This is a genomic window from Flavobacterium adiutor, from assembly GCF_048282555.1.
GTDB lineage: Bacteria > Bacteroidota > Bacteroidia > Flavobacteriales > Flavobacteriaceae > Flavobacterium.
In genome coordinates this window covers 4,616,021-4,637,362 of record NZ_CP182487.1, presented here as the reverse complement: position 1 = coordinate 4,637,362, position 21,342 = coordinate 4,616,021, and the positions used below count along the sequence as shown (strand labels likewise).

Below are 21,342 nucleotides of genomic sequence, written 5' to 3'. Positions count from 1 at the left end.
GTTTTTATACAGCAACACTACCTTTTATAGCAGGGTGTGGATCATAGTCAACAAGAGTAAAATCATTATAATCAAAATCAAAAATATTTTTGATCTCTGGATTTAAAATCATTTTTGGAAGTGGTTTAGGGTCACGTGATAATTGCAGTTCCAATTGTTCAAAATGATTGTTATAGATATGTGCATCACCAAATGTGTGAATGAATTCGCCACATTCTAAATCACAAACTTGAGCAATCATCATAGTCAATAATGCATAAGAAGCAATATTGAAAGGGACTCCTAAGAATATATCCGCACTTCGCTGGTATAACTGACACGAAAGTTTTCCTTTTGTTTCTCCTTTTTCTGTATCCGGATTTGAAACATAAAATTGAAAAAAAGCATGGCAGGGAGGTAAAGCGGCTTTATTATTGGCTACATTTTCTTCAAAAGATTTTTTTGTGTCCGGTAAAACTGAAGGATTCCAGGCAGAGACCAGCATTCTGCGACTGTTTGGATTTGTTTTTAACTCGGTAATTAATTCAGAAATCTGATCGATTTCTTCGCTATTCCAATTACGCCATTGGTGACCGTAAACAGGTCCCAGATCGCCATTAGAATCAGCCCATTCGTCCCATATTTTGACTCCGTTTTTCTGAAGATATTGAATGTTGGTATCGCCCTTCAAAAACCAAAGCAGTTCGTAAATTATAGATTTTAAATGTAACTTTTTGGTTGTAACCATTGGAAAACCTTCGCTTAAATCAAAACGCATCTGGTATCCAAAAACACTTTTAGTACCTGTTCCGGTTCGGTCTCCTTTTTGATTACCGTTTTCTAAAACGTGTTTTACTAAATCTAAGTATTGTTTCATTTTGTAAAATCTAAATAATTAATTCTGAAATCTAAAGTCAAAAATCTATGAAATTTTATCTTCTGGAGATTTCGTCTCTAATTTTAGCGGCTTTTTCATAATCTTCCTGAGATACTGCCTGATCCAATAATTCATTCAACTCTTGTAAGCTGTGTTTGGCATAAACATCACCGGACTGGTTGGTTTCTTCTTCATGACCAAACGTTTCAGGATTAGAAAGTACGTCATCAATTTCCTGTGATCCGGGGTCAGTTTCTGCAGTACTGGATTTAAGGTAAATTCCAGCTTTGTCTAAGATGTTTTTATAAGTAAATATTGGAGCACTGAATCTTAACGCCAATGCAATAGCATCAGATGTTCTGGCATCAATAATTTCTTCGATTTTGTCTCTTTCGCAAATTAAGCTTGAATAAAAGACACCGTCAACAAGTTTATGGATAATGACCTGTTTTACCACTATATCAAATCTCTCGGCAAAATTTTTAAATAAATCATGCGTTAATGGGCGGGGAGGTTTAATCTCTTTTTCTAAGGCAATAGCAATCGATTGGGCTTCAAAAGCACCAATAACAATTGGTAATTTTCTTTCGCCATCAACTTCGTTCAAAATTAAAGCATAAGCGCCATTTTGAGTTTGACTGTAGGATATTCCCTTTATTGATAATTTTACTAGACTCATATATGTTTGTAAAAAAGGCACTTAGCGCCTCTATTTAATACTTTTTTTGACTTTAAAATAAAGGTGCAATTTTAATCAAAAAATATGGAACAAAAAAGCCACCTAAACAAAGATACGATTATCTTATTTTTAGGCAGCTATATTTTTATAGAGAATTTTTAAATTAAGAATGTTGTGCATGGAAAGCTTTTAGTTTCTCAATTAATTGTGGTACAATTTCAAAAGCATCTCCTACGACACCATAATCTGCTACTTTAAAAAATGGGGCTTCAGGATCGCTATTAATGACTACTTTTACTTTTGATGAGTTGATGCCGGCAATATGCTGGATAGCTCCTGAGATACCTACAGCAATATATAAATTGGTTGCAACTGGTTTACCTGTTTGTCCAACATGTTCACTGTGAGGTCTCCATCCTAAGTCTGAAACTGGTTTTGAACATGCCGTTGCAGCTCCCAATACAGTAGCTAAATCTTCGATTAGTCCCCAGTTTTCAGGGCCTTTTAATCCGCGTCCTCCGGAAACTACGATATCAGCATCAGCTATTGACACTTTTCCGCTTACTTTTTCTACAGCATCTACTTTCACACCAAAATCATTATCTCCAATAGATGGATTAAAATCTTCTTCAGCTATAGCTCCTGCTTTTTCAAAAATGCCATAAGAGTTTTTAGCAAGACCCAGAACTTTTATATCAGTACTGATTTCAGTAATATTGAAAGCTTTATTTGAAAAAGCATTTCTTTTTACCTGAAATGGCGAAGTGCTAACTGGTAATCCCACTACATTTGAAGCAAATCCAGCTTCTAAAGCCACAGCTACCAATGGCGAAAGGTAAATACTGTCTGTAGTTGAAGAAAGCAAAACTAATTTTGATCCTTCTTTTTCAGCTGCTTGTTTAATAACATCAGCGTAAGCTTTTGCATTAAAACCAGCTAATTTATCATTGTTTACTTTTAAAACCTTGTCAACTCCGTATTTTGCTAATTCGCTGATATCGCTTATGTTTACAGTCAAAGCTGTAACGGTAGTTCCTAATGATTCTGCCACTTTTTTAGCGTAAGAGGCTAATTCGAAAGCGACTTTTTTAAATTTTCCTTCTGCAGATTCTGCATATATTAATATTGACATAATGTTTTTGTTTAAAGTTTAAAGTTTCAGGTTGAAAACTGAATACTAAAATCTGATTACTGGATATTAGATTACCTTCGCTTCGTTGTGTAATAAATTGATTAACTCATCTAAATTATCTGCTGAAACTAATTTTACTGCAGATTTAGGAGCTGGTTTTTCAAATTTCACCGCTTTTGTATTAACAGGAGCATCAACAGGGTCAAGAATGGCAAGTGCTTTTGTTCTTGCCGTCATGATTCCTCTCATGTTTGGAATGCGTAAATCTTTTTCTTCAACAAGACCTTTTTGTCCACCAATGATTAATGGTAAAGTGGTGCTTACAGTCTCTTTTCCGCCGTCGATTTCGCGGACTGCTTTTACATTATTTCCTTCAACAGTTAAGGATGTACAAGAGTTTAAAAAGTTATACCCTAAGATGCCGGCAATCATTCCAGGAACCATTCCGCCATTATAATCCAATGATTCTTTTCCTGCTATTATTAAGTCGTAGCCGCCATTTTTAATTACTTCAGCTAATTGTTTAGCAACAAAAAAACCGTCTGTTGGGTTTGCATTTACACGAATTGCCTCGTTTGCACCAATTGCCAAAGCTTTTCGCAATGTCGGCTCAGTGTCAGGTCCTCCAACGTTTACTACCGTTACATTTGCCCCTTGCTGTTCCTGAAACCATATAGCTCGGGTTAAACCAAATTCATCGTTAGGATTAATTACATATTGCACACCATTGGTATCAAATTCTGAATCACCATTGGAGAAGTTAATTTTTGAAGTAGTATCAGGCACATGGCTGATGCAAACCAATATTTTCATAAGTATATATTTTGAATTTATAATATGCTTTTACAAATTTAGAATTTAATTTGGAATAATTATACTATGCATGCATAATATTTTTAAAAACTATTACGATTTCGGAAATTGCTGATTTTTGGGATACTTCCCCGAAAAAATAAAATCAAACTTCCTTGATAATATAGGTTCTTGTACAACTTTATTTTTTTTTAGTCTATATAAAATACTTAATGATAGCTAATTAATGTTCTTTTTGGAAATAACATTAAAAGAGATTTTTGAATGTTTTAGAATAAATCAGATAAAATAGAGTTTTATGAAATATTTTTTAATGAAGAAAAGTGACTCTATATCTATTTTGTAAATATCACAATAAATTTTAAAAAGTTAAAAGTGAAAGAAGAAAGAGAAGTTACTGTTATTTTAAATTCAATTTATGCTTTTAAGTTATTTAAAATATTTATTTTTGCTCATCAGAAAAAAGAATATAACATACAACTATGAGAACAATACAATTTAGAGAGGCCATTTGCGAAGCGATGAGCGAAGAAATGCGTCGCGATGAATCCATATATTTAATGGGCGAAGAGGTTGCAGAATACAACGGAGCATACAAAGCTTCAAAAGGAATGCTTGCTGAGTTTGGCGAAAAAAGAGTAATCGATACTCCAATTGCTGAGCTTGGGTTTACAGGAATTGCAGTAGGTTCAGCAATGAACGGTAACCGACCAATTGTAGAATATATGACTTTCAACTTCTGTTTAGTTGGTATTGATCAGATTATAAATAACGCTGCTAAAATGCGTCAGATGACAGGTGGACAATTTAATGTGCCTATCGTTTTCCGCGGACCAACTGCTTCTGCAGGTCAATTAGGAGCAACTCACTCTCAGGCTTTAGAAAACTGGTTTGCTAACACTCCGGGACTTAAAGTTATTGTTCCTTCAACACCTTATGATGCTAAAGGACTTTTAAAATCTGCTATTCGTGATAATGATCCTGTAATCTTTATGGAATCAGAGCAAATGTATGGTGATAAAGGAGAAGTGCCGGACGGAGAATATGTAATTCCAATTGGAGTTGCTGATGTGAAGCGTGAAGGTACTGATGTAACCATTGTTTCTTTCGGAAAAATTATTAAAGAGGCTTTTATCGCTGCTGATGAATTAGCTAAAGAAGGAATCTCTTGTGAGATTATTGATTTAAGAACGGTTCGTCCGATGGATAATGAAGCAATCTTAAAATCAGTTAAAAAAACAAACCGTTTGGTAATTTTAGAAGAGGCTTGGCCATTTGCTAGTATTTCATCTGAAATAACTTATATTGTACAAGAGCAGGCTTTCGATTTCCTTGATGCGCCAATTCAGCGTATTACAACTGCTGATGCTCCTGCACCTTATTCACCTGTTTTACTGAAAGAATGGTTGCCAAATGCTGGTGATGTAGTGAAAGCAGTAAAAAAAGTAATGTACAAATAATAATACATACATACTCATAAAAACTTCATCATTCGTTAGTTAATTGATGAAGTTTTTTTTTTCCGGAATATGAAAAGAATAATTTTACTCAGTCTGTTTTTTGTATTTGCTTTAGCAAGCCATGTTTTTGCTCAAACTAAAGTGAGTGGAATTGTTTTGGACAAATCCAATCAGCCTGTTCCCTTTGCTAATGTAGTTTTCAAGGGTTCAAATACAGGGATTGTTTCTAATGAAGACGGTCGTTTTTATTTAGAATCACCAAATACTTATACCGCTTTGTTAGTCACTTCAGCAGGATTTTCAGATAAGGAAGTGCCTTTGGAAAAAGCAGTAAACTATAATTTTAAAATTGTTTTAAGTGAACCTGAAGCACTTAATGAAGTTGTTATTTTTACAGGTAAAACCTCAAAAAAGAACAATCCGGCACTTGATATTTTGAGAAAGATCTGGGAACGAAAACGTAAAAACGGCCTTTACCAATTCAATCAGTATCAAATGCAGAAGTACGAAAAAGTCGAGTTCGATATGAATACGATTGACAGTGCTTTTATGAAAAGTAAACTTTTCAAAGGTATGGAGTTTGTTTTCGATCATGTAGATACTTCTGATGTTACGGGGAAAACCTATTTGCCAATTTTCATCAACGAATCGGTTTATGATGTTTACGGAGACAATAAATTAAAGAAGGTAAAAGAAAACTTAACCGGAAATAAAATGTCTGGTTTTAACGGAAATCAGCAGATTCTATCTTTCGTAAAAGATCTTTATTCAGATTACAACATTTACGATAATCACCTTAAATTTTTCGATAAAAGTTTTACAAGTCCACTTTCAAGAACCGGAATTGACGTTTACAACTATGTGTTGAAAGACAGTGCTTATATTGACAAAAAATGGTGTTATAATATTGTGTTTTATCCAAGACGTAAAAATGAATTAACTTTTAAAGGAGATTTCTGGGTCAACGATTCGACTTTTGCTATCAAGAAAATTAATATGGGTGTTACTAAAAGTGCCAATATTAACTGGGTAAAAGATATTTATATAGAACAGGAATTTGAAGTTGAAAACGATTCGGTTTTTCTTTTGACCCGTGACTATATGATGTCTGATTTTGCTTTAAATAAAAAAGAAAAATCAAAAGGGGTATATGGAAAACGAACTACTTTGTATCGTAATCATAAATTCAACCTTCAGAAACCGGAGAAATTTTATAAAGAAGAAGTTAATTTTATAGATAACGCTGTTTATCAACGACCGGATGAGTTTTGGGAAGAAAATCGTTTTGAAAAATTAAACAAAGACGAACAAGGTATTTATAAAATGCTCGATACACTGCAGACGGTCAAGCGATTTAAGCAGTTGTACAATCTCGTTTCTATTTTAGGAAGCGGTTATGTAGAATTTAAAAACTTTGATTACGGACCCATTTATTCAACTTTTGGTTATAATGAGGTCGAAGGTTTGCGATTGAGAGTTGGAGGAAGAACGTATTTTGGTCCAAACGATCCTTGGCGTATTCAGGCTTATACTGCATACGGATTTGATGACAATAAATTTAAATACGGAGTTTCAGGAAAATGGATGCTGGACAAGAAAAACCGTTTGATTATTTCTGGAGGAAACAGACGTGATATTGAGCAGATAGGTGCTAGTCTAACGACAACGAATGATGTGTTAGGACGAAGTTTTGCTTCTTCGGCTTTGTTTACAACTGGGAGTAACGGAAAATTGACCAATATTAATTTGAGTAATGTTTCTGTTGAAATGGAAGCCAAGAAGAATTTCATAGTTTCTGCAGGATTTTCATATCGCACGTTAGAATCGGCATCTCAAACTTTTAGTTTAGATTATTACAAAACGCTGCCATCAGTTACAAATCCAGCCGGTTTGGTTGAAAGTAAAGTAACACAAACCGAGGCTAATATTCAGTTTGAGTTTATGCCAAACCGTAAAACTATTGGTTATGGGGTAGAGCGGGATCTTGTTGACAGTCCGTTTAGCCACTTTTTTGTTAATTTCACTTATGGTATTAAAGGTGTTTTAAACAGCGATTTCGCTTATGAAAAAGTACAGTTATTTTACAGACAGCCCATTATAATAGGGCCATTAGGAAGAACAAATATTACCCTTGAAACCGGAAAGACTTTTGGTACAATTCCGTTAGGATTAATGAGTGTAATTCCAGGTAACCAGACGTATTTTACGATTGAAAATACTTTTAGTAACCTGAATTTCTACGAATTTGTTACCGATCAATACACTACATTACAATGGAATCATGATTTTGGAGGTAGATTATTTGCCCGTATTCCATTTATGAGAAAACTGAACTGGAGAGAGTTTGTAGGTGTGAGAGCCGTTCACGGAACGATTTCTGATGAAAACAGAGCGATAAATGCTTCAGGACTTCCCTATAATGCTCCAGAGAATATATATTGGGAATACAATGCCGGAATTGGAAATATCTTTAAAGTTTTCAGAATTGATTTTTCATGGCGAGGAAATTATTTAAATATGCCGGATGCTGCTAAATTTGCAGTAAAAGGATCTTTCGGATTCTATTTCTAAAAATTATATTGTCAGCTTGAGCAAAGCTGAAACCTTTTAATAATCTCGCAAAGACGCTAAGTCGTTAAGTTTTTTAAATTCTTTACGTATCTGCGCCTTTGCGAGATTATTTATTTAATTTAAGAGATGTTCCCGCTATTTGTTTCAAACGAAGTTCACTGAACTCCGTTTAAAATAAGATCTAAGTGAAGTAATCTTTAGTGCCAAACTCCAGCACCAAAGGATTTTCACTGGTCGGGGCTAAAAAACTCACGTTATGCAAGGAGCAATCGATTTTCTATTAACCAAAAAATCAATATTTCAGGAGATTGTCGAGAAATATGGATTGCCAATAGTTCCAAAACTTCCTCAGGGTTTTGAAACTTTAGTTTTGTTAATTCTTGAACAACAGGTATCTATAGATTAGGCGAAATACACATTTTTAAAAATTACATCCTACACAAGCTGCAGTCCCTAAACAATGTTAGGTTTATCAGATGAAGAGTTTAAAAATTCAGGAGTAATCCATCAAAAAACAAAATATATCAAGATTCTTGCAGAAGCAGTTTTAACCAAAGAATTATTTAATATTCAGGGCAAAGAGGAAATGGAAATCCATAGTCAACAGTGCAGTCCGAATCGGTCTTATGCGGCCTATTTGCTTCAGCATTATTACTTAAATAAGCGAAATCGCAAGATTACCTATTAACTAACTGTTATATAAATGAAAAGTATATTAATTAATGAATAAACCATGTAGATTAATGCATTTTTTTCATTGTAAAAAAGGATTCTTTAGGTTACTTTTGCAACCGAAACCCACAAAATTAAAAAAAGTATTCCGATGAAATAAAGTGGGTTCCTGAAAACCAAAATCAAATAGTATCGGGAAGAATTATAGATATAATAAAAAAAGAAAATGACCGCAGACAAACTAACAACTTTCGACGTTTTGATCGAAATACCAAGAGGAAGCAGAAATAAATACGAGTACGATTTTGAAATCAAAAGAATGCGTTTCGACAGAATGTTATTCTCTTCAATGATGTACCCGGCAGATTACGGATTTATTCCGGAAACTTTAGCGCTTGACGGTGACCCTCTTGACGTATTGGTTTTGATTAACGAACCAACTTTCCCTGGATGTGTTATTGAAGTAAAACCTATTGGGGTTTTTCACATGGCAGATGACAAAGGACCGGATGAAAAAATTATTTGTGTACCCGTTTCTGATCCGATCTGGAATTCATTAAACGACCTTTCCGATATCAATGCACACTTATTGAAAGAAATAGAGCATTTCTTCCAGGTTTACAAAGATCTTGAAAACAAAAAAGTAGATGTAGAAGGATGGGGAGATGTAAATGAGGCATTCGCAATTATTAAAGAATGTACTGACCGTTTTAATCAAATTGAAAACAAACCAGAAGGATTATTTAGTATTAAATAATTTAAGGTATCATATTTTGTAAAAAAAGCAATACTCCGTCAAGAGTATTGCTTTTTTGTTTAAATTCGTTTAGTTAGTTGATTATTAACCAAAACCAATAAAATATGAATGCATTTATGATTTACCTGCCTATTGCTATGGCAGTTTTAGGATTACTTTTCATGGGAATAAAAAGGAGTTGGGTTTTAAAGCAAGATGCTGGTGACGGCAAGATGGCAGCCATTTCAGATTACATCTACGAAGGCGCCTTAGCCTTCTTAAAAGCAGAATATAAACTATTAACCATTTTTGTAATTATTGCAAGCATCGTTTTAGCAGGTATTACTTTTATTCCGGGTGTAAAAACACATTTATTAATCGTAATTGCATTTATTTTTGGGGCATTATTTTCAGCTTATGCAGGGAATATAGGGATGAAAATAGCAACCAAAACAAACGTTAGAACCACTCAGGCAGCCAGAACCAGTTTGCCACAGGCTTTAAAAGTTTCTTTTGGAGGTGGAACCGTAATGGGACTTGGAGTTGCAGGTTTGGCGGTTTTAGGTTTAACCACCTTTTTCATCATATTCTTTAATTTGTTTTCTGGCGGAGTCTGGAAAGACACAGAAACAATGACCGTAGTTCTTGAAACCTTAGCAGGATTTTCACTTGGTGCAGAATCAATCGCTTTGTTTGCTCGTGTCGGAGGCGGAATTTACACAAAAGCAGCCGATGTTGGTGCTGATTTAGTAGGTAAAGTTGAAGCTGGAATTCCGGAAGATGATCCTCGTAATCCGGCAACAATTGCAGATAACGTAGGAGATAATGTAGGAGACGTTGCAGGTATGGGAGCCGATTTGTTCGGGTCTTATGTAGCAACCGTTTTAGCAGCAATGGTTTTAGGAAATTATGTGATAAAAGATATGGGAGGAAGTATTCAGGATGCTTTTGGCGGAATTGGACCAATTTTACTTCCAATGGCGATTGCCGGTTTTGGAATTCTATTTTCAATCATTGGAACCATGCTGGTTGGTATTTCTGATGACAATGCTAAAGAAGCGCAAGTTCAGAAAGCGTTAAATATAGGAAACTGGATTTCTATTGTTTTAACTGCCGTGGCTTGTTTTTTCTTAGTACAGTATATGCTTCCGGAAACGATGCAAATGACTTTCTTTGGTGAAGGTTCAAAAGATATATCATCAATGCGGGTATTTTATGCTAGTTTAGTCGGCTTAGTGGTTGGAGGAGCCATTTCATCAGTAACTGAATATTATACAGGATTAGGAACAAAACCGGTGTTAGCGATTGTGCAAAAATCATCTACAGGAGCAGGAACAAACGTAATTGCAGGGTTAGCAACCGGAATGATTTCTACTTTTCCAACTGTGATTTTATTTGCTGGTGCCATCTGGATTTCGTATGCCTTGGCTGGATTTTACGGAGTGGCGCTGGCGGCTTCAGCCATGATGGCAACAACTGCTATGCAATTAGCTATTGATGCTTTCGGACCAATTTCTGATAACGCAGGAGGAATAGCCGAAATGAGCGAATTACCCAAAGAAGTTCGTACCAGAACCGATATTTTAGATTCGGTAGGAAATACAACCGCAGCAACAGGTAAAGGATTTGCAATTGCTTCTGCAGCTTTGACTTCATTGGCCTTATTTGCAGCTTACGTAACCTTTACAGGCATTGACGGAATTAATATTTTTAAAGCGCCAGTTTTAGCGATGTTATTTGTGGGCGGCATGATTCCGGTTGTTTTCTCGGCATTAGCGATGAACTCTGTTGGAAAAGCAGCGATGGATATGGTGTACGAAGTGCGTCGCCAGTTTAAGGAGATTCCGGGAATTATGGAAGGAACCAGAAAACCAGAGTATGGAAAATGTGTTGAAATTTCCACAAAAGCCGCTTTACGCGAAATGATGCTCCCAGGAATTTTGACTATTGGTTTTCCGATTGCCATTGTACTTTTAGGAAAATTAGTTTATGCAGACAACAATCAGTTAATTGCTGAAATGTTAGGAGGATATATGGCTGGAGTTACGGTTTCAGGAGTGCTTTGGGCAGTTTTTCAAAACAATGCAGGAGGTGCCTGGGACAATGCGAAAAAATCTTTTGAAGCCGGCGTAATGATCAATGGTGAAATGACTTATAAAGGTTCTGATGCACACAAAGCCGCAGTAACAGGAGACACAGTTGGCGATCCGTTTAAAGATACTTCAGGGCCTTCAATGAATATTTTAATTAAGCTGACTTGTTTGATTGGGTTGGTAATTGCACCAATTTTAGGTGATGGTCATTCACCATCTGATAGTGCTGCAAAAGGTTCTTGCTGTAAAATGGAGATGCATGCAGGCGGAGTATCTAAATGCGGAGATATGTCAGGAATGACCAAAGAAGGGTGCATTAAAATGTGTAAAGAAAAAGGCTGCTCTGCAGAAGAAACTGCAAAATGTCTGGCTCATTTTGATACTACATACGATAAAAAAAGAGTTGAGGTTAATTTGTCAACTGTAAATGGCGTTACGGTAGGGACAGTAACCAAAACCCAAAACGGAAAAACGACTACAGAAGTTTTTGAAGGAACAGAAGAAGAAGTAAAAGCTAAAGTTGACGCTGCGAAATAAATTTTTGTTAGTATCAAAAAATGCCTCTAATTTTTGGAGGCATTTTTTATTGTAGCTGCTTTAATCTACTAACTCAAAATCGGCTTTTAGTTTAATATCTGCTGATGAGGCACCGATCAAGACTTCGAAATCTCCTGGTTCGGCATTCCATTCTAATTTGTCATTGTAGAAAGAAAGCTTTTCTTTGTCAATTGTAAACTCAATAGTTTTAGATTCTCCGGCATTTAGTTTTACTTTTTGAAAATCTTTCAATTCTAAAATGGGCCTGACAACTGAACCAAATTTGTCTTTAATATATAACTGAACCACTTCTTCTCCCGTCACTTTTCCGACATTTGATAATTGAAATGATACTTTTATCTTTTCATTGCTTTTTATTTTTGTGGAGGATAATTTCAAACCTGAATAATCAAATTTTGTATAACTCAACCCGTAACCGAAAGGGAATTTAGGCGAGTTTTTCAGGTCAATGTAAGATGAAACATATCCTTTAGCATCTTCATCTGGAGCTGGTCTTCCTGTACTGAAATGATTATAGTAAATTGGAATTTGTCCCACTTCCCTTGGGAAAGTCATTGGCAGTTTTCCAGACGGATTATAATCTCCAAATAAAACATCAGCAATTGCATTTCCTGCTTCGGTTCCTAACCACCAGGTATATAGAATAGCCGGTGCATTATCAGCAGTATAATTAAAAACAAGAGGTCTTCCTGCATTTACTAAAATTACCACAGGTTTTCCGGTCGCAAGCATTGCTTTTACCAAATCTTCCTGAACTCCCGGTAAATGCAGATCACTTCTGCTTTTTGCTTCTCCGCTCATATCGTGTTTTTCACCAATACTTAAAATTACCACATCAGCTTGTTTTGCAGTTGCCACTGCTTCGGCAAAACCATCTTTATTGTCTCCGGCAACTTCACAGCCTTTTGCATAAAGTAATTTTGTATTCTTACCTATTTTATTTTGTAAGCCATCCCATTGCGACACTACCCATTTATTGTAATCTACGTCTGGTAATTCTACTGCCCAGAATCCCATATTGGCTTTATATTCCTTGACCATTGGACCAATGAAGGCAATAGTTTTTAAGTTTTTAGAAAGGGGTAAAGTTTCGTTTTCATTTTTTAGCAAAACAATACTTTTTTTAGCTATATCCAGTGCTGCTTTTCTGTTTTCAGGATTATTAAGCTCTTTTTGAGCTCTTTTTTCATCTGAATATTTGTATGGATTTTCAAATAATCCTAATTCAAATTTCTTGCGCAAAATGCGTTTTACGGCATCATCAATTACATCAACAGAAACTTTTCCTTCTTTAACTAATTCTGCTAAATTATAGCGATAGGCATTACTTTCCATATCCATATCGCTTCCTGCAGTAATGGCAGAATAGGCAGCCGCTTTAAGATCTTTAGCATAACCGTGAGCGACCATTTCGCCAATGGATCCCCAATCTGAAACTACAAATCCCTGAAAGTTCCATTTTCCTTTTAGGATATCTCTTTGCAGATGTGCATTTCCTGTAGCCGGTATTCCGTTCAAATCATTAAATGAATTCATGAAAGTTGCTGCACCGGCATCTAAAGCGGCTTTAAAAGGAGGTAGGTAGGTTTCCCATAACATCCTTTCGCTCATATCAACAGAATTATAATCTCTTCCACCAATAGCTGCGCCATACGCTGCAAAATGTTTTACACAGGCCATAACCGAATTTAAATCGCCTAACTTATTTCCCTGAAATCCATTTACCCTGGCATACGCAATTTTAGACCCCAGATAAGTATCTTCTCCGGCACCTTCCATTACTCTTCCCCAACGCGGGTCACGGCCAATGTCTACCATTGGCGCAAATGTCCAGTGAATACCACTTGCTGCTGCTTCTGTCGCCGCCACTCTTGCTGCTAATTCAATAGCTGGTAAATCCCAGCTTGCAGCTTCTGCCAGCGGAATTGGAAATGTGGTTTTATATCCATGAATAACATCCTGACCAAATAACAAAGGGATTTTAAGACGCGACTGCATTGCGAGCTCCTGATATTGTCTGGTATATTTAGTCCCGATAATATTTAACATCGAACCAATTAAGCCTTGTTTAATTTCGTTTTGCTTGTTTGGATTAATTGTAATTGGCCCGGTTGCCTGATTATCTCCTGTGTACTGATTAAGCTGACCTATTTTTTCTTCCAGTGTCATTTTTTTCAATAAATCATTTACCTTTTGATCTATTGTCTGTTGTTGAGCCATCGCAAAAAACGAAACCATTAACAGGGTCATTGTTGTTATTTTTTTCATGAAATACATTGTTTTTATTCTTTGTAATGTCTTGTATATAATTGCTTGTTTAAAATTTAAGGTTAATTTTTTGTTTTAAGTTTTATTCTGATGATTAACCAAATAGGAGTTTTTAATTCACTTCAATATAAACAGGCAAATGATCCGAAGGATATTTTAAATCTTTGGAGTCGCTTAAAACGGCATGTTTTTGAATTGTAACTCCGCTGTTTTTAGAAATAAATATGTAATCTATAAGCAACGTAACCGGCTCGTTATGTTTAAAACCATTGAATGTTCCTGAAGGGCCGAAAGGTTTTTCTTTTGAAATCTCTTTGGTATCAACCATTTCTTTTTTTACCTCTGCAATCTGATTTGTATTGGGTTCTGAATTAAAATCGCCCATCAAAAATGCCGGATAATTTTTAGTATTTATCTCTTTCATCTTCGAAAGAATTAGCTGGACTCCTTTCACTCTGGCTTCATTTCCCACATGATCCAGATGGGTATTGAAAACCCAAAATGATTTCTTTGTTTTTAAATCTTTAAAAAGTGCATAGGTACATATCCTGTTGCATGCAGCATCCCAGCCTTTTGACACTACATTTGGTGTTTCTGAAAGCCAAAATGTGTTTATTTGTTCTACTTTAAAGCGTTCTTTTTTATAATAAATTGTACAGGCTTCACCCGTTTCATTCTCTTCTCTCCCTATTCCAAACTTACTATATTCCGACAGAGCCGAAGCAATATCAACAACCTGACCTGGGGTTGCTTCCTGTACTCCTAAGATGTCAGGACTGTAAAACCGTATTTGAGACGTAAAATAATCTTTTCGGTTTGGCCATGCATTTTCTCCGTCTGAAGCAACGTCCAAACGGATATTATAACTCATCATTTTCAAATTCTGAGCATTTAACGAAGAACTTGCAAATAGCAACAATAATAACGAAACAACAATGTTTATCTTTTTCATATTAAAAAAATTTATCTCCAAAGCTACTATTTTAAAGTCCTGTTGAAAAAAAACATCTTTTAAAAAAACGTTAATCATGTATTTTAAAACAAAATAATCAATAAATTAAAGTCTGTATTGCATGTGCAGGAATTTTTACTACTGTTTTTTCAGTTGCTACAATTAAGTTATAAGTAATCTCATTATCAGTATGATTCATAACTACAGTTGTCATTTTCCCATTTTTATTTAAAAACGAAGTGCTGGACAAATAACTTCTGCTTACCGATGTGCTAACCCTAACAGCATTTGGGCGAATGAACTTAGAAAAATGACCAATGTAATAATAAGATGGCGTATAAATTAATTCACCTGTTGTGGTATCAGCATGGATAGGGGCGAAACAAAAATTGCCAACGTGATTTGGCCCGCCAAACTGGTCCAGGAGAATATTCCAGTCTGTCCAGGCAACGGTTCCGTTATTGAAATCATTAATCATAGAAGTCCCATATCTTTCTGCATTTGGCCAAAACTGATATTTTGCAGCATCAAATCTTTCGATGCAGCCTTCAGTAAATATCAATTTTTTATCTGGATAGGCTTCGTGAACCCTAGCTACATTTTCAAACATTGGCTGAGCTCCGGTCCAGGTTTCATACCAGTGGAAACCTATTCCCCAAACATATTTTGAAGCTTCAGGATCTGAAAAAATCACATTCGCTCTTTGTACCATTAAATCGCGGTTATGATCCCAGGCAATAATTTTTACGTTTCCTAAACCTTCTTTTTTTAATGTTGGTCCCAGGAAATTTTTCATGAAATCTCTTTCTTCTTCAGCTGTGTACAAGCAAGATTCCCAGGTTTGGGTTGCCATAGGTTCATTTTGTACAGAGGTAGCCCAGATTGGAATTCCTTCTTTTTCATATGCTTTTATAAATTTCGCATACATATTAGCCCAGGGTTGGTAAAATTCTGGCAATAATTTTCCGCCTTTAAGTACACTTTTATTACTTTTCATAAAAGCATTAGGCGACCATGGTGCTGCATAGGCAGGAATTTTTCCTCCGGCAGCTTTTATGGCTTGTTTGATTAATGGAATTCTAAATTCTTTATCGTGTTCAATAGAAAAAGTCTTTAATTCGGTATCGCCTTCCTGTATATAAGAATAGCTTCCACTGCTAAAATCAGAGCTTTGTATTGTTGTTCTTAGCAATGAATAGCCTATTCCTTTTTGAGTATCGTAATAAGCATTTAAGAATTCAGTTTGTTTTTCTTTTGAAAGTTTTGCAAATATTTCAGCACTTGCATCCGTAATAGCACCTCCAATTCCCATAAACGTCTGAAATCTTTTTGTAGGTTCTACAAAAACTGAAATTTCAGTTTCAACAGGTTGTTTAGAAGGGTAGAATTTTAAATTATCTGTAGGGGTTAACCTTAATTTTGTGTTGTCAGCAGTAGTGTACACTGTGATCGTTTTATTATTTGTAGTAAATTCTTTTGTCTGCTTTGTTTTTTTCTGTTGTGGATGAACAGAAAATGATAAACATAAACATAAACAAGTAATAATAAAGCCATTTTTTTTCATTGTATTATGTTTTAATAATTTAAGAATCAGGCATAAATGTTTTTGGATTCTTCAAAATGATTTAAAAAATAGCCCATATCAATAAAAAATATGGGCTATTCTAACAACCAAACTTAACTTACTTAACTTCAAATGATTCAAGATTCAGTGAATCCATTTTTATTGCAATGTTTTATTCTCACGAATATTATTAATTGCCTTTTTGTTTTTAGAATTTTTAACCGAATAGAAGTAATCAGTGCTTTTTACAGCACTGAAATTTCTTGTTAACCCCTTAGTTGCCCCAACCTGGATTAGGTGTCATTTTGCTATTGTTAAGAATTTCTGCAGAAGGAATTGGATATAAGTTATGTTTTTCAGCAAAATTACCATTCTTCTTAAATCCTTGGTTTTTAAGTACAGTTGCTGCATCACCCCAACGAATTAAATCGAGGAATCTGAATCCTTCAAATGCTAATTCTAATCTTCTTTCTGTTTTAATTGCATCAAGTGTAACAGTTTTAACAGGTAAGTCTACTCTGTCCCGAACTTTAGTAAAATAGCCTTGTGCAGTTGAAACGTTTCCTGCTAAAAGATTTGCTTCTGCTGCCATTAATAAAACATCCGCATATCTGATCAGTCTGACATTTGTTCCATAGTTTAATTCCGCTACACCTGGACTTGCTACGGTTTCAGATTTTAATGTACCGTATTTAAGTCTAAAGTATCCTTCCATACCCCATACAGGATCAGCTGCTGTCCAGTCTTCTGTCCAGTCTCCGCCATATTTCGTTCTAAGATCTGCAACGGATAATATACAGGCATTTTTTCTAACTAGATCGCCTTCTGCATCAAATGCCTGTGCCATTTTAGCTGTTGGATAGTTAAAGCCCCAGCCTGGCAGGAGTCCGGAGGTTCCTGTTACAAAGTAATCTCCTCTAGGTCCCATTAACTGCCAGTTGATGTTGTTTTCCATAGAACGGTTTCCTCCCCATTGAAAGTTACCCCAGTCATAACCTTCTATGTTGTAGCCAACTTCAAATAAAGATTCTATTCCATATTCGGATTCCTTTAAAAATAATTTTGAATAATCAGGAGCAAGATCATATTCATTTGATGTTATTACATCTTCAAAAGCAGCGGCTGATTCAGGATATTTTTTTTGATATAAATACGCTTTACCTTTTAAGGCCTGCGCAGTTCCTTTTGACATTCTAAAACGCATTGCTGCAGGATACTCACTTTTTTTAGGCAGATTTGGAATAGCTTCGTCTAAATCTTTGTGTATCTGAGCATAAATTTGTTCAGGAGTTGATTTTTCAAGTGCAAATTCAGAGGAATTTGGAAGTGCTAATCGTAATGGAACTCCTCCCCACATCGAAACTAATTCAAAATAAAAGAAGGCTCTCAAAGCTTTGGCTTCAGCTATCATTTGAACTTTAGTAGGCGTATCTCCCTCAGCAATATTAATAATTGCATTAGCTCTCATAATACCAAAGTACATGCTTTTAAAAGAATGTTCGATTGGTTTGTTCTCAGCGGTATACGAAAAATCGTCTAATTGCTGATATGACGGCTGATCCCCATCTGAACCACCACCTGCATGGGTTTCATCTGCAGGGAATGATTTTACGGCATACATAGAGTTCCAGTCAGTAGTATAAGCCCATTGCAGAACATCGTAGCATGCAAATACGCCTTCCTGAAGTTCTTCTTCGGTTTTGAAATAATCATCAGCAGCCAGAACCCCATAAACCGGCTTATCTAAGAAATCGTCTGCACAGGAAACCAGTAAAGTTGCCAGACCTGCAAATAATGATATTTTATATATTAGTTTTTTCATCGTTATTTATTTTTATGCGTCGTTGAATTAAAAAGTAACTGATAGTCCTGTCATTATACGGCTGGCATTTGGATACAAACCTCTGTCAATACCTTGTGAGTTATTCGAAAAACTTCCTACTTCAGGATCAATTCCTTTGTATTTTGTAAATGTGAAGTAATCATCAAGTGAGATGTATAATCTCAAGTTTGATATTCCAATTTGTTTGATTAATTCTGGTTTGAAATTGTATCCTAATTGTATCTGTTTGATTTTTACATACGAAGCATCCTGAACCATTAAATCACTTGTGTAAATGATTGGATCACTATAAGATGCCTTTGGAAAGCTGTTTGTGCTTCCTTCTCCTGTCCATCTGTCTGTGTAAAAGAATGAAGGGCGATTAGAAGCAGGGTTGTCAACTCTCGCCAGTGCTAAGAAGTTTTCTCCTCCAAAAGCACCTTGAGCAAAAATTTTAAGATCAAATCCTTTGTATTCAAAATCTAAAGTTGTTGCCATTATCACATCATGGTGAGGATCTCCAATATAGGTTTTATCCTGATCTGTAATATCACCATCACCATTAGAATCAACTACCACAGGATCACCTGGAGTTGGATTCCATGTAGTCACCTTTCCTAAAGCTGTTTTATAAGCATCAACTTGTGCCTGATTTTGGAATATACCATCTGTTTTGTATCCTCTAAAATACCAAACCGGTTTTCCTAATTCGAAAGAAGTCACAGTTCCTAATACTGGCAGATTTGCTCCGTCAACTCTTGTAAGCAATGGGTTTAAATAGGTAACCTCATTTTTAATTGTAGTTAAGTTTAAGTTAATTCCGTAGTTGAATTTACGTCCGTTTTCTCTCCAGCCTGCTTCAATTTCAAATCCTTTGTTTGTTACATCACCGGCATTAGCATAAGGAGCGGCATAACCAGTTGACAAAGGCGGAGATGAAGGCGTTAATAAATCTTTTGTGACTTTTTTATAATAGTCGAAACCAAACGATAATCTGTTGTTTAAAGCTCTTACATCAAATCCTAAATCGGTTTGTTCTGTTGTTTCCCATGTAATGTCTTCGTTAGGTAATGCTTTAAGTTCTCCAACTGTATGATAATTGCCTAATGCATCAGGATATTTTAGACCATCTTTAGTAATGAATGCCTGCCACTGACCTGCTGCAATATTAGATGTAGATCCGTTTTGACCCCATGATGCTCTTAATTTCAAATGATTTACAGCTTCAGCTCCCCAAAATGATTCATTTGTAATGATCCACCCTGCTGATACTGCTGGGAAATATCCTGCACGTTTATCCGGAGCAAAAAGCGAAGAGTTATCATTTCTTAAAGAAGCCTGAAATAAATATTTATTATCATAGGAATACGTAAGACGCCCAAAATAAGAATTCATGGATGAAGGTGTTATATTCCCGGATATAGTTCCTGTTACTGGAGTTTCTCCAACAGGAGCCCATTGATCTCCTTCTTTAATCATACCTGATGTACGTGTATTCAAATAGCGATATTCTGTGTCCTGAGCAGACATACCAATCATAGCAGAGAATTCGTGTTTACCAATTGTTCTGCTATAGGTTGCGAAGTTCTCAAATAACCATGTCTTAAAAATTCCCTGATTATAAGTTTTAGAGTTTGTTGTGTTTTCTTTAGTCGAGTTCCACCATGCTTTTTGAGACCAGTCATCATAATTGTTGAATGCCTGTTCTATACCATAACGTGATGTGAAAACAAATCCCTCAAAAGGTTTAATATTAGCATATACATTACCAATAATTTTGGTTTCCTGGCTTAAGCCATGATCAATTGCAATTTGTCCAATTGGATTTGCTATTTCTCCGTCAATATAATTAGAGATACCGTAATATTCTCCATTTTCATTTTTGATTAATACTTTTCCTGACGCTAATGCATCCTGAACGTGTTGTGGCAAAGCTGTTCCGTTTGGATAAAATACAGGTGTCAAAGGATCCATTAACATGGCATGGTTCATAATACCATTAAAACTGTCATCTTCAGTGAAAGCTTTACGTTTGTTTACTGAAAGAGAGAAATTTTCTCCCAATTCTACATATTTGCTTACTTTATGATTTGAGTTAAATCTTACCGTTGTACGCTTAAAATTAGTTTTGTCTCCTCCAAAAATACCATCTTGTGTGAAAAAGTTACCTGAAAGTAAAAAAGTAGATACTTCATTTCCGCCTGCAAGCTGTAGTGTGTGGTGCTGCATTGGTGCTGCATCTTCTGCTGCTTCATCTATCCAGTTTGTACCTTCTTTGCCTAACCAGTCTGCTACATTTGGCTTGTTGCCCGGAGGTTTTGTTTCATCGATCCATTTAACATACTGATCAGCATTCATCATCTCTAGTTTTGTTCTTAATGACTGAAAGCCAAATTGGTTACTGTAAGAAATTTTCATAGAGCCAGCTTTGCCTTTTTTTGTTGTAATCATTACGACTCCATTTCCACCATCAGCACCATAAATTGCTGCAGAAGCAGCATCTTTTAAAATTTCTATTTTTTCGATGTCGTTAGAGTCAAGAAAGTCGATATTACCAGTCCGCATTCCGTCAACGACATAAATAGGGTCTGAATTACCATTTGATCCTGCTCCACGAATACGAACTTTAGCTCCAGCTCCCGGAGCACCCGATTGTGCCATAACCGTTACGCCGGCTGCTTGTCCTTGTAGTACTTGTGTTGACAGACCAACAGATAAAGTAGCAATTTGTTCTGCTTTTATTGAAGATATTGCACCTGTTACAACACTTTTCTTTTGAGTACCATATCCAACAACAACTACCTCACTTAATGTTTGGGATTCTGGTTTTAATCTAATTTCAATTTTAGTTCTTCCATTTACAGCCTCCTCTATTGTATTATATCCTACAAAAGTTATTATTAATGTCCCATTCGACGGAGCATTAATCTGGAACTTCCCATCAAAATCAGATGCAGTTGCTTTATTGGTACCTTTAATTAAAATTGTTGCTCCAGGGACGGGCATTCCAGTTTCATCATTTACTGTTCCGTTTACCGTAACATCTTGTGCTGTTGCAATAACTGAAAACAATAAAGACGAAAAACAAAAAAGAAGTAATTTTGTTAATTTCATTTTTCTAAAAATTTTGGTTAATTAATTAGTAATTTGTTGCAATGATAAAGTT

General features: G+C 35.5%; 15 protein-coding genes. 6 read left to right on the top strand and 9 right to left on the bottom strand.

The window, feature by feature from the left end; translation table 11 throughout:
* Nucleotides 1–4 precede the first annotated feature (4 nt).
* The 4 genes from ACNC7R_RS19570 to ACNC7R_RS19555 all read right to left on the bottom strand — a co-directional run bounded on the left by ACNC7R_RS19570 (nt 5) and on the right by ACNC7R_RS19555 (nt 3,480).
* Nucleotides 5–856, bottom strand: a complete 852-nt coding sequence (locus ACNC7R_RS19570) for a thymidylate synthase (RefSeq protein WP_417942707.1) — start codon at nt 854–856, stop codon at nt 5–7.
* Between the two features lie 55 nt (nt 857–911).
* On the bottom strand, nt 912–1,535 hold the full coding sequence (locus ACNC7R_RS19565; RefSeq protein ID WP_417942706.1) for a bifunctional nuclease domain-containing protein: 624 nt from the start codon (nt 1,533–1,535) through the stop codon (nt 912–914).
* A 163-nt stretch (nt 1,536–1,698) separates the two neighbouring features.
* Entirely contained in the window at nt 1,699–2,667 is a 969-nt protein-coding gene (locus tag ACNC7R_RS19560) for an electron transfer flavoprotein subunit alpha/FixB family protein (RefSeq protein WP_417942705.1), read from the bottom strand.
* A 66-nt stretch (nt 2,668–2,733) separates the two neighbouring features.
* Entirely contained in the window at nt 2,734–3,480 is a 747-nt protein-coding gene (locus ACNC7R_RS19555; RefSeq protein ID WP_417942704.1) for an electron transfer flavoprotein subunit beta/FixA family protein, read from the bottom strand.
* A gap of 482 nt (nt 3,481–3,962) precedes the next feature.
* On the opposite strand from ACNC7R_RS19555, the gene ACNC7R_RS19550 reads away from it, so the two are divergent.
* The 6 genes from ACNC7R_RS19550 to ACNC7R_RS19525 all read left to right on the top strand — a co-directional run bounded on the left by ACNC7R_RS19550 (nt 3,963) and on the right by ACNC7R_RS19525 (nt 11,549).
* Entirely contained in the window at nt 3,963–4,940 is a 978-nt protein-coding gene (locus ACNC7R_RS19550; RefSeq protein ID WP_417942703.1) for a pyruvate dehydrogenase complex E1 component subunit beta, read from the top strand.
* 69 nt (nt 4,941–5,009) lie between these two features.
* On the top strand, nt 5,010–7,511 hold the full coding sequence (locus ACNC7R_RS19545) for a DUF5686 family protein (protein ID WP_417942702.1): 2,502 nt from the start codon (nt 5,010–5,012) through the stop codon (nt 7,509–7,511).
* Between the two features lie 256 nt (nt 7,512–7,767).
* A complete protein-coding gene (locus ACNC7R_RS19540) occupies nt 7,768–7,917 on the top strand; it encodes a hypothetical protein (RefSeq protein ID WP_417942701.1) in 150 nt (49 codons plus the stop codon).
* Nucleotides 7,918–7,971: 54 nt separating this feature from the next.
* Nucleotides 7,972–8,199: a hypothetical protein gene (locus ACNC7R_RS19535; protein WP_417942700.1), complete on the top strand. Its 228-nt coding sequence runs from the start codon at nt 7,972–7,974 to the stop codon at nt 8,197–8,199.
* 210 nt (nt 8,200–8,409) lie between these two features.
* Nucleotides 8,410–8,940 carry an inorganic diphosphatase gene (locus ACNC7R_RS19530; protein ID WP_417942699.1) on the top strand — a complete coding sequence of 177 codons (531 nt, stop codon included), beginning with the start codon at nt 8,410–8,412 and terminating at the stop codon, nt 8,938–8,940.
* Nucleotides 8,941–9,044: 104 nt separating this feature from the next.
* Entirely contained in the window at nt 9,045–11,549 is a 2,505-nt protein-coding gene (locus tag ACNC7R_RS19525) for a sodium-translocating pyrophosphatase (protein WP_417942698.1), read from the top strand.
* A 60-nt stretch (nt 11,550–11,609) separates the two neighbouring features.
* Here the strand turns inward: ACNC7R_RS19525 and bglX are convergent, their stop codons facing one another.
* The 5 genes from bglX to ACNC7R_RS19500 all read right to left on the bottom strand — a co-directional run bounded on the left by bglX (nt 11,610) and on the right by ACNC7R_RS19500 (nt 21,290).
* On the bottom strand, nt 11,610–13,838 hold the full coding sequence (gene bglX / locus ACNC7R_RS19520; protein ID WP_417942697.1) for a beta-glucosidase BglX: 2,229 nt from the start codon (nt 13,836–13,838) through the stop codon (nt 11,610–11,612).
* 112 nt (nt 13,839–13,950) lie between these two features.
* A complete protein-coding gene (locus tag ACNC7R_RS19515) occupies nt 13,951–14,790 on the bottom strand; it encodes an endonuclease/exonuclease/phosphatase family protein (RefSeq protein WP_417942696.1) in 840 nt (279 codons plus the stop codon).
* A 97-nt stretch (nt 14,791–14,887) separates the two neighbouring features.
* Nucleotides 14,888–16,354, bottom strand: coding sequence for a glycoside hydrolase family 30 protein (locus tag ACNC7R_RS19510; protein ID WP_417942695.1), 1,467 nt, complete (start codon nt 16,352–16,354; stop codon nt 14,888–14,890).
* 274 nt (nt 16,355–16,628) lie between these two features.
* Nucleotides 16,629–18,176: a RagB/SusD family nutrient uptake outer membrane protein gene (locus ACNC7R_RS19505; RefSeq protein WP_417942694.1), complete on the bottom strand. Its 1,548-nt coding sequence runs from the start codon at nt 18,174–18,176 to the stop codon at nt 16,629–16,631.
* A 27-nt stretch (nt 18,177–18,203) separates the two neighbouring features.
* Nucleotides 18,204–21,290, bottom strand: a complete 3,087-nt coding sequence (locus tag ACNC7R_RS19500) for a SusC/RagA family TonB-linked outer membrane protein (protein ID WP_417942693.1) — start codon at nt 21,288–21,290, stop codon at nt 18,204–18,206.
* Nucleotides 21,291–21,342 lie beyond the last annotated feature (52 nt).

Excerpts from the sequence above, each read along its gene's own strand:
- ACNC7R_RS19570 (WP_417942707.1), bottom strand. The coding sequence starts at position 856 with ATGAAACAATACTTAGATTTAGTAAAACACGTTTTAGAAAACGGTAAT.
- ACNC7R_RS19565 (WP_417942706.1), bottom strand. The coding sequence starts at position 1,535 with ATGAGTCTAGTAAAATTATCAATAAAGGGAATATCCTACAGTCAAACT.
- ACNC7R_RS19560 (WP_417942705.1), bottom strand. The coding sequence starts at position 2,667 with ATGTCAATATTAATATATGCAGAATCTGCAGAAGGAAAATTTAAAAAA.
- ACNC7R_RS19555 (WP_417942704.1), bottom strand. The coding sequence starts at position 3,480 with ATGAAAATATTGGTTTGCATCAGCCATGTGCCTGATACTACTTCAAAA.
- ACNC7R_RS19550 (WP_417942703.1), top strand. The coding sequence starts at position 3,963 with ATGAGAACAATACAATTTAGAGAGGCCATTTGCGAAGCGATGAGCGAA.
- ACNC7R_RS19545 (WP_417942702.1), top strand. The coding sequence starts at position 5,010 with ATGAAAAGAATAATTTTACTCAGTCTGTTTTTTGTATTTGCTTTAGCA.
- ACNC7R_RS19540 (WP_417942701.1), top strand. The coding sequence starts at position 7,768 with ATGCAAGGAGCAATCGATTTTCTATTAACCAAAAAATCAATATTTCAG.
- ACNC7R_RS19535 (WP_417942700.1), top strand. The coding sequence starts at position 7,972 with ATGTTAGGTTTATCAGATGAAGAGTTTAAAAATTCAGGAGTAATCCAT.
- ACNC7R_RS19530 (WP_417942699.1), top strand. The coding sequence starts at position 8,410 with ATGACCGCAGACAAACTAACAACTTTCGACGTTTTGATCGAAATACCA.
- ACNC7R_RS19525 (WP_417942698.1), top strand. The coding sequence starts at position 9,045 with ATGAATGCATTTATGATTTACCTGCCTATTGCTATGGCAGTTTTAGGA.
- bglX (WP_417942697.1), bottom strand. The coding sequence starts at position 13,838 with ATGAAAAAAATAACAACAATGACCCTGTTAATGGTTTCGTTTTTTGCG.
- ACNC7R_RS19515 (WP_417942696.1), bottom strand. The coding sequence starts at position 14,790 with ATGAAAAAGATAAACATTGTTGTTTCGTTATTATTGTTGCTATTTGCA.
- ACNC7R_RS19510 (WP_417942695.1), bottom strand. The coding sequence starts at position 16,354 with ATGAAAAAAAATGGCTTTATTATTACTTGTTTATGTTTATGTTTATCA.
- ACNC7R_RS19505 (WP_417942694.1), bottom strand. The coding sequence starts at position 18,176 with ATGAAAAAACTAATATATAAAATATCATTATTTGCAGGTCTGGCAACT.
- ACNC7R_RS19500 (WP_417942693.1), bottom strand. The coding sequence starts at position 21,290 with ATGAAATTAACAAAATTACTTCTTTTTTGTTTTTCGTCTTTATTGTTT.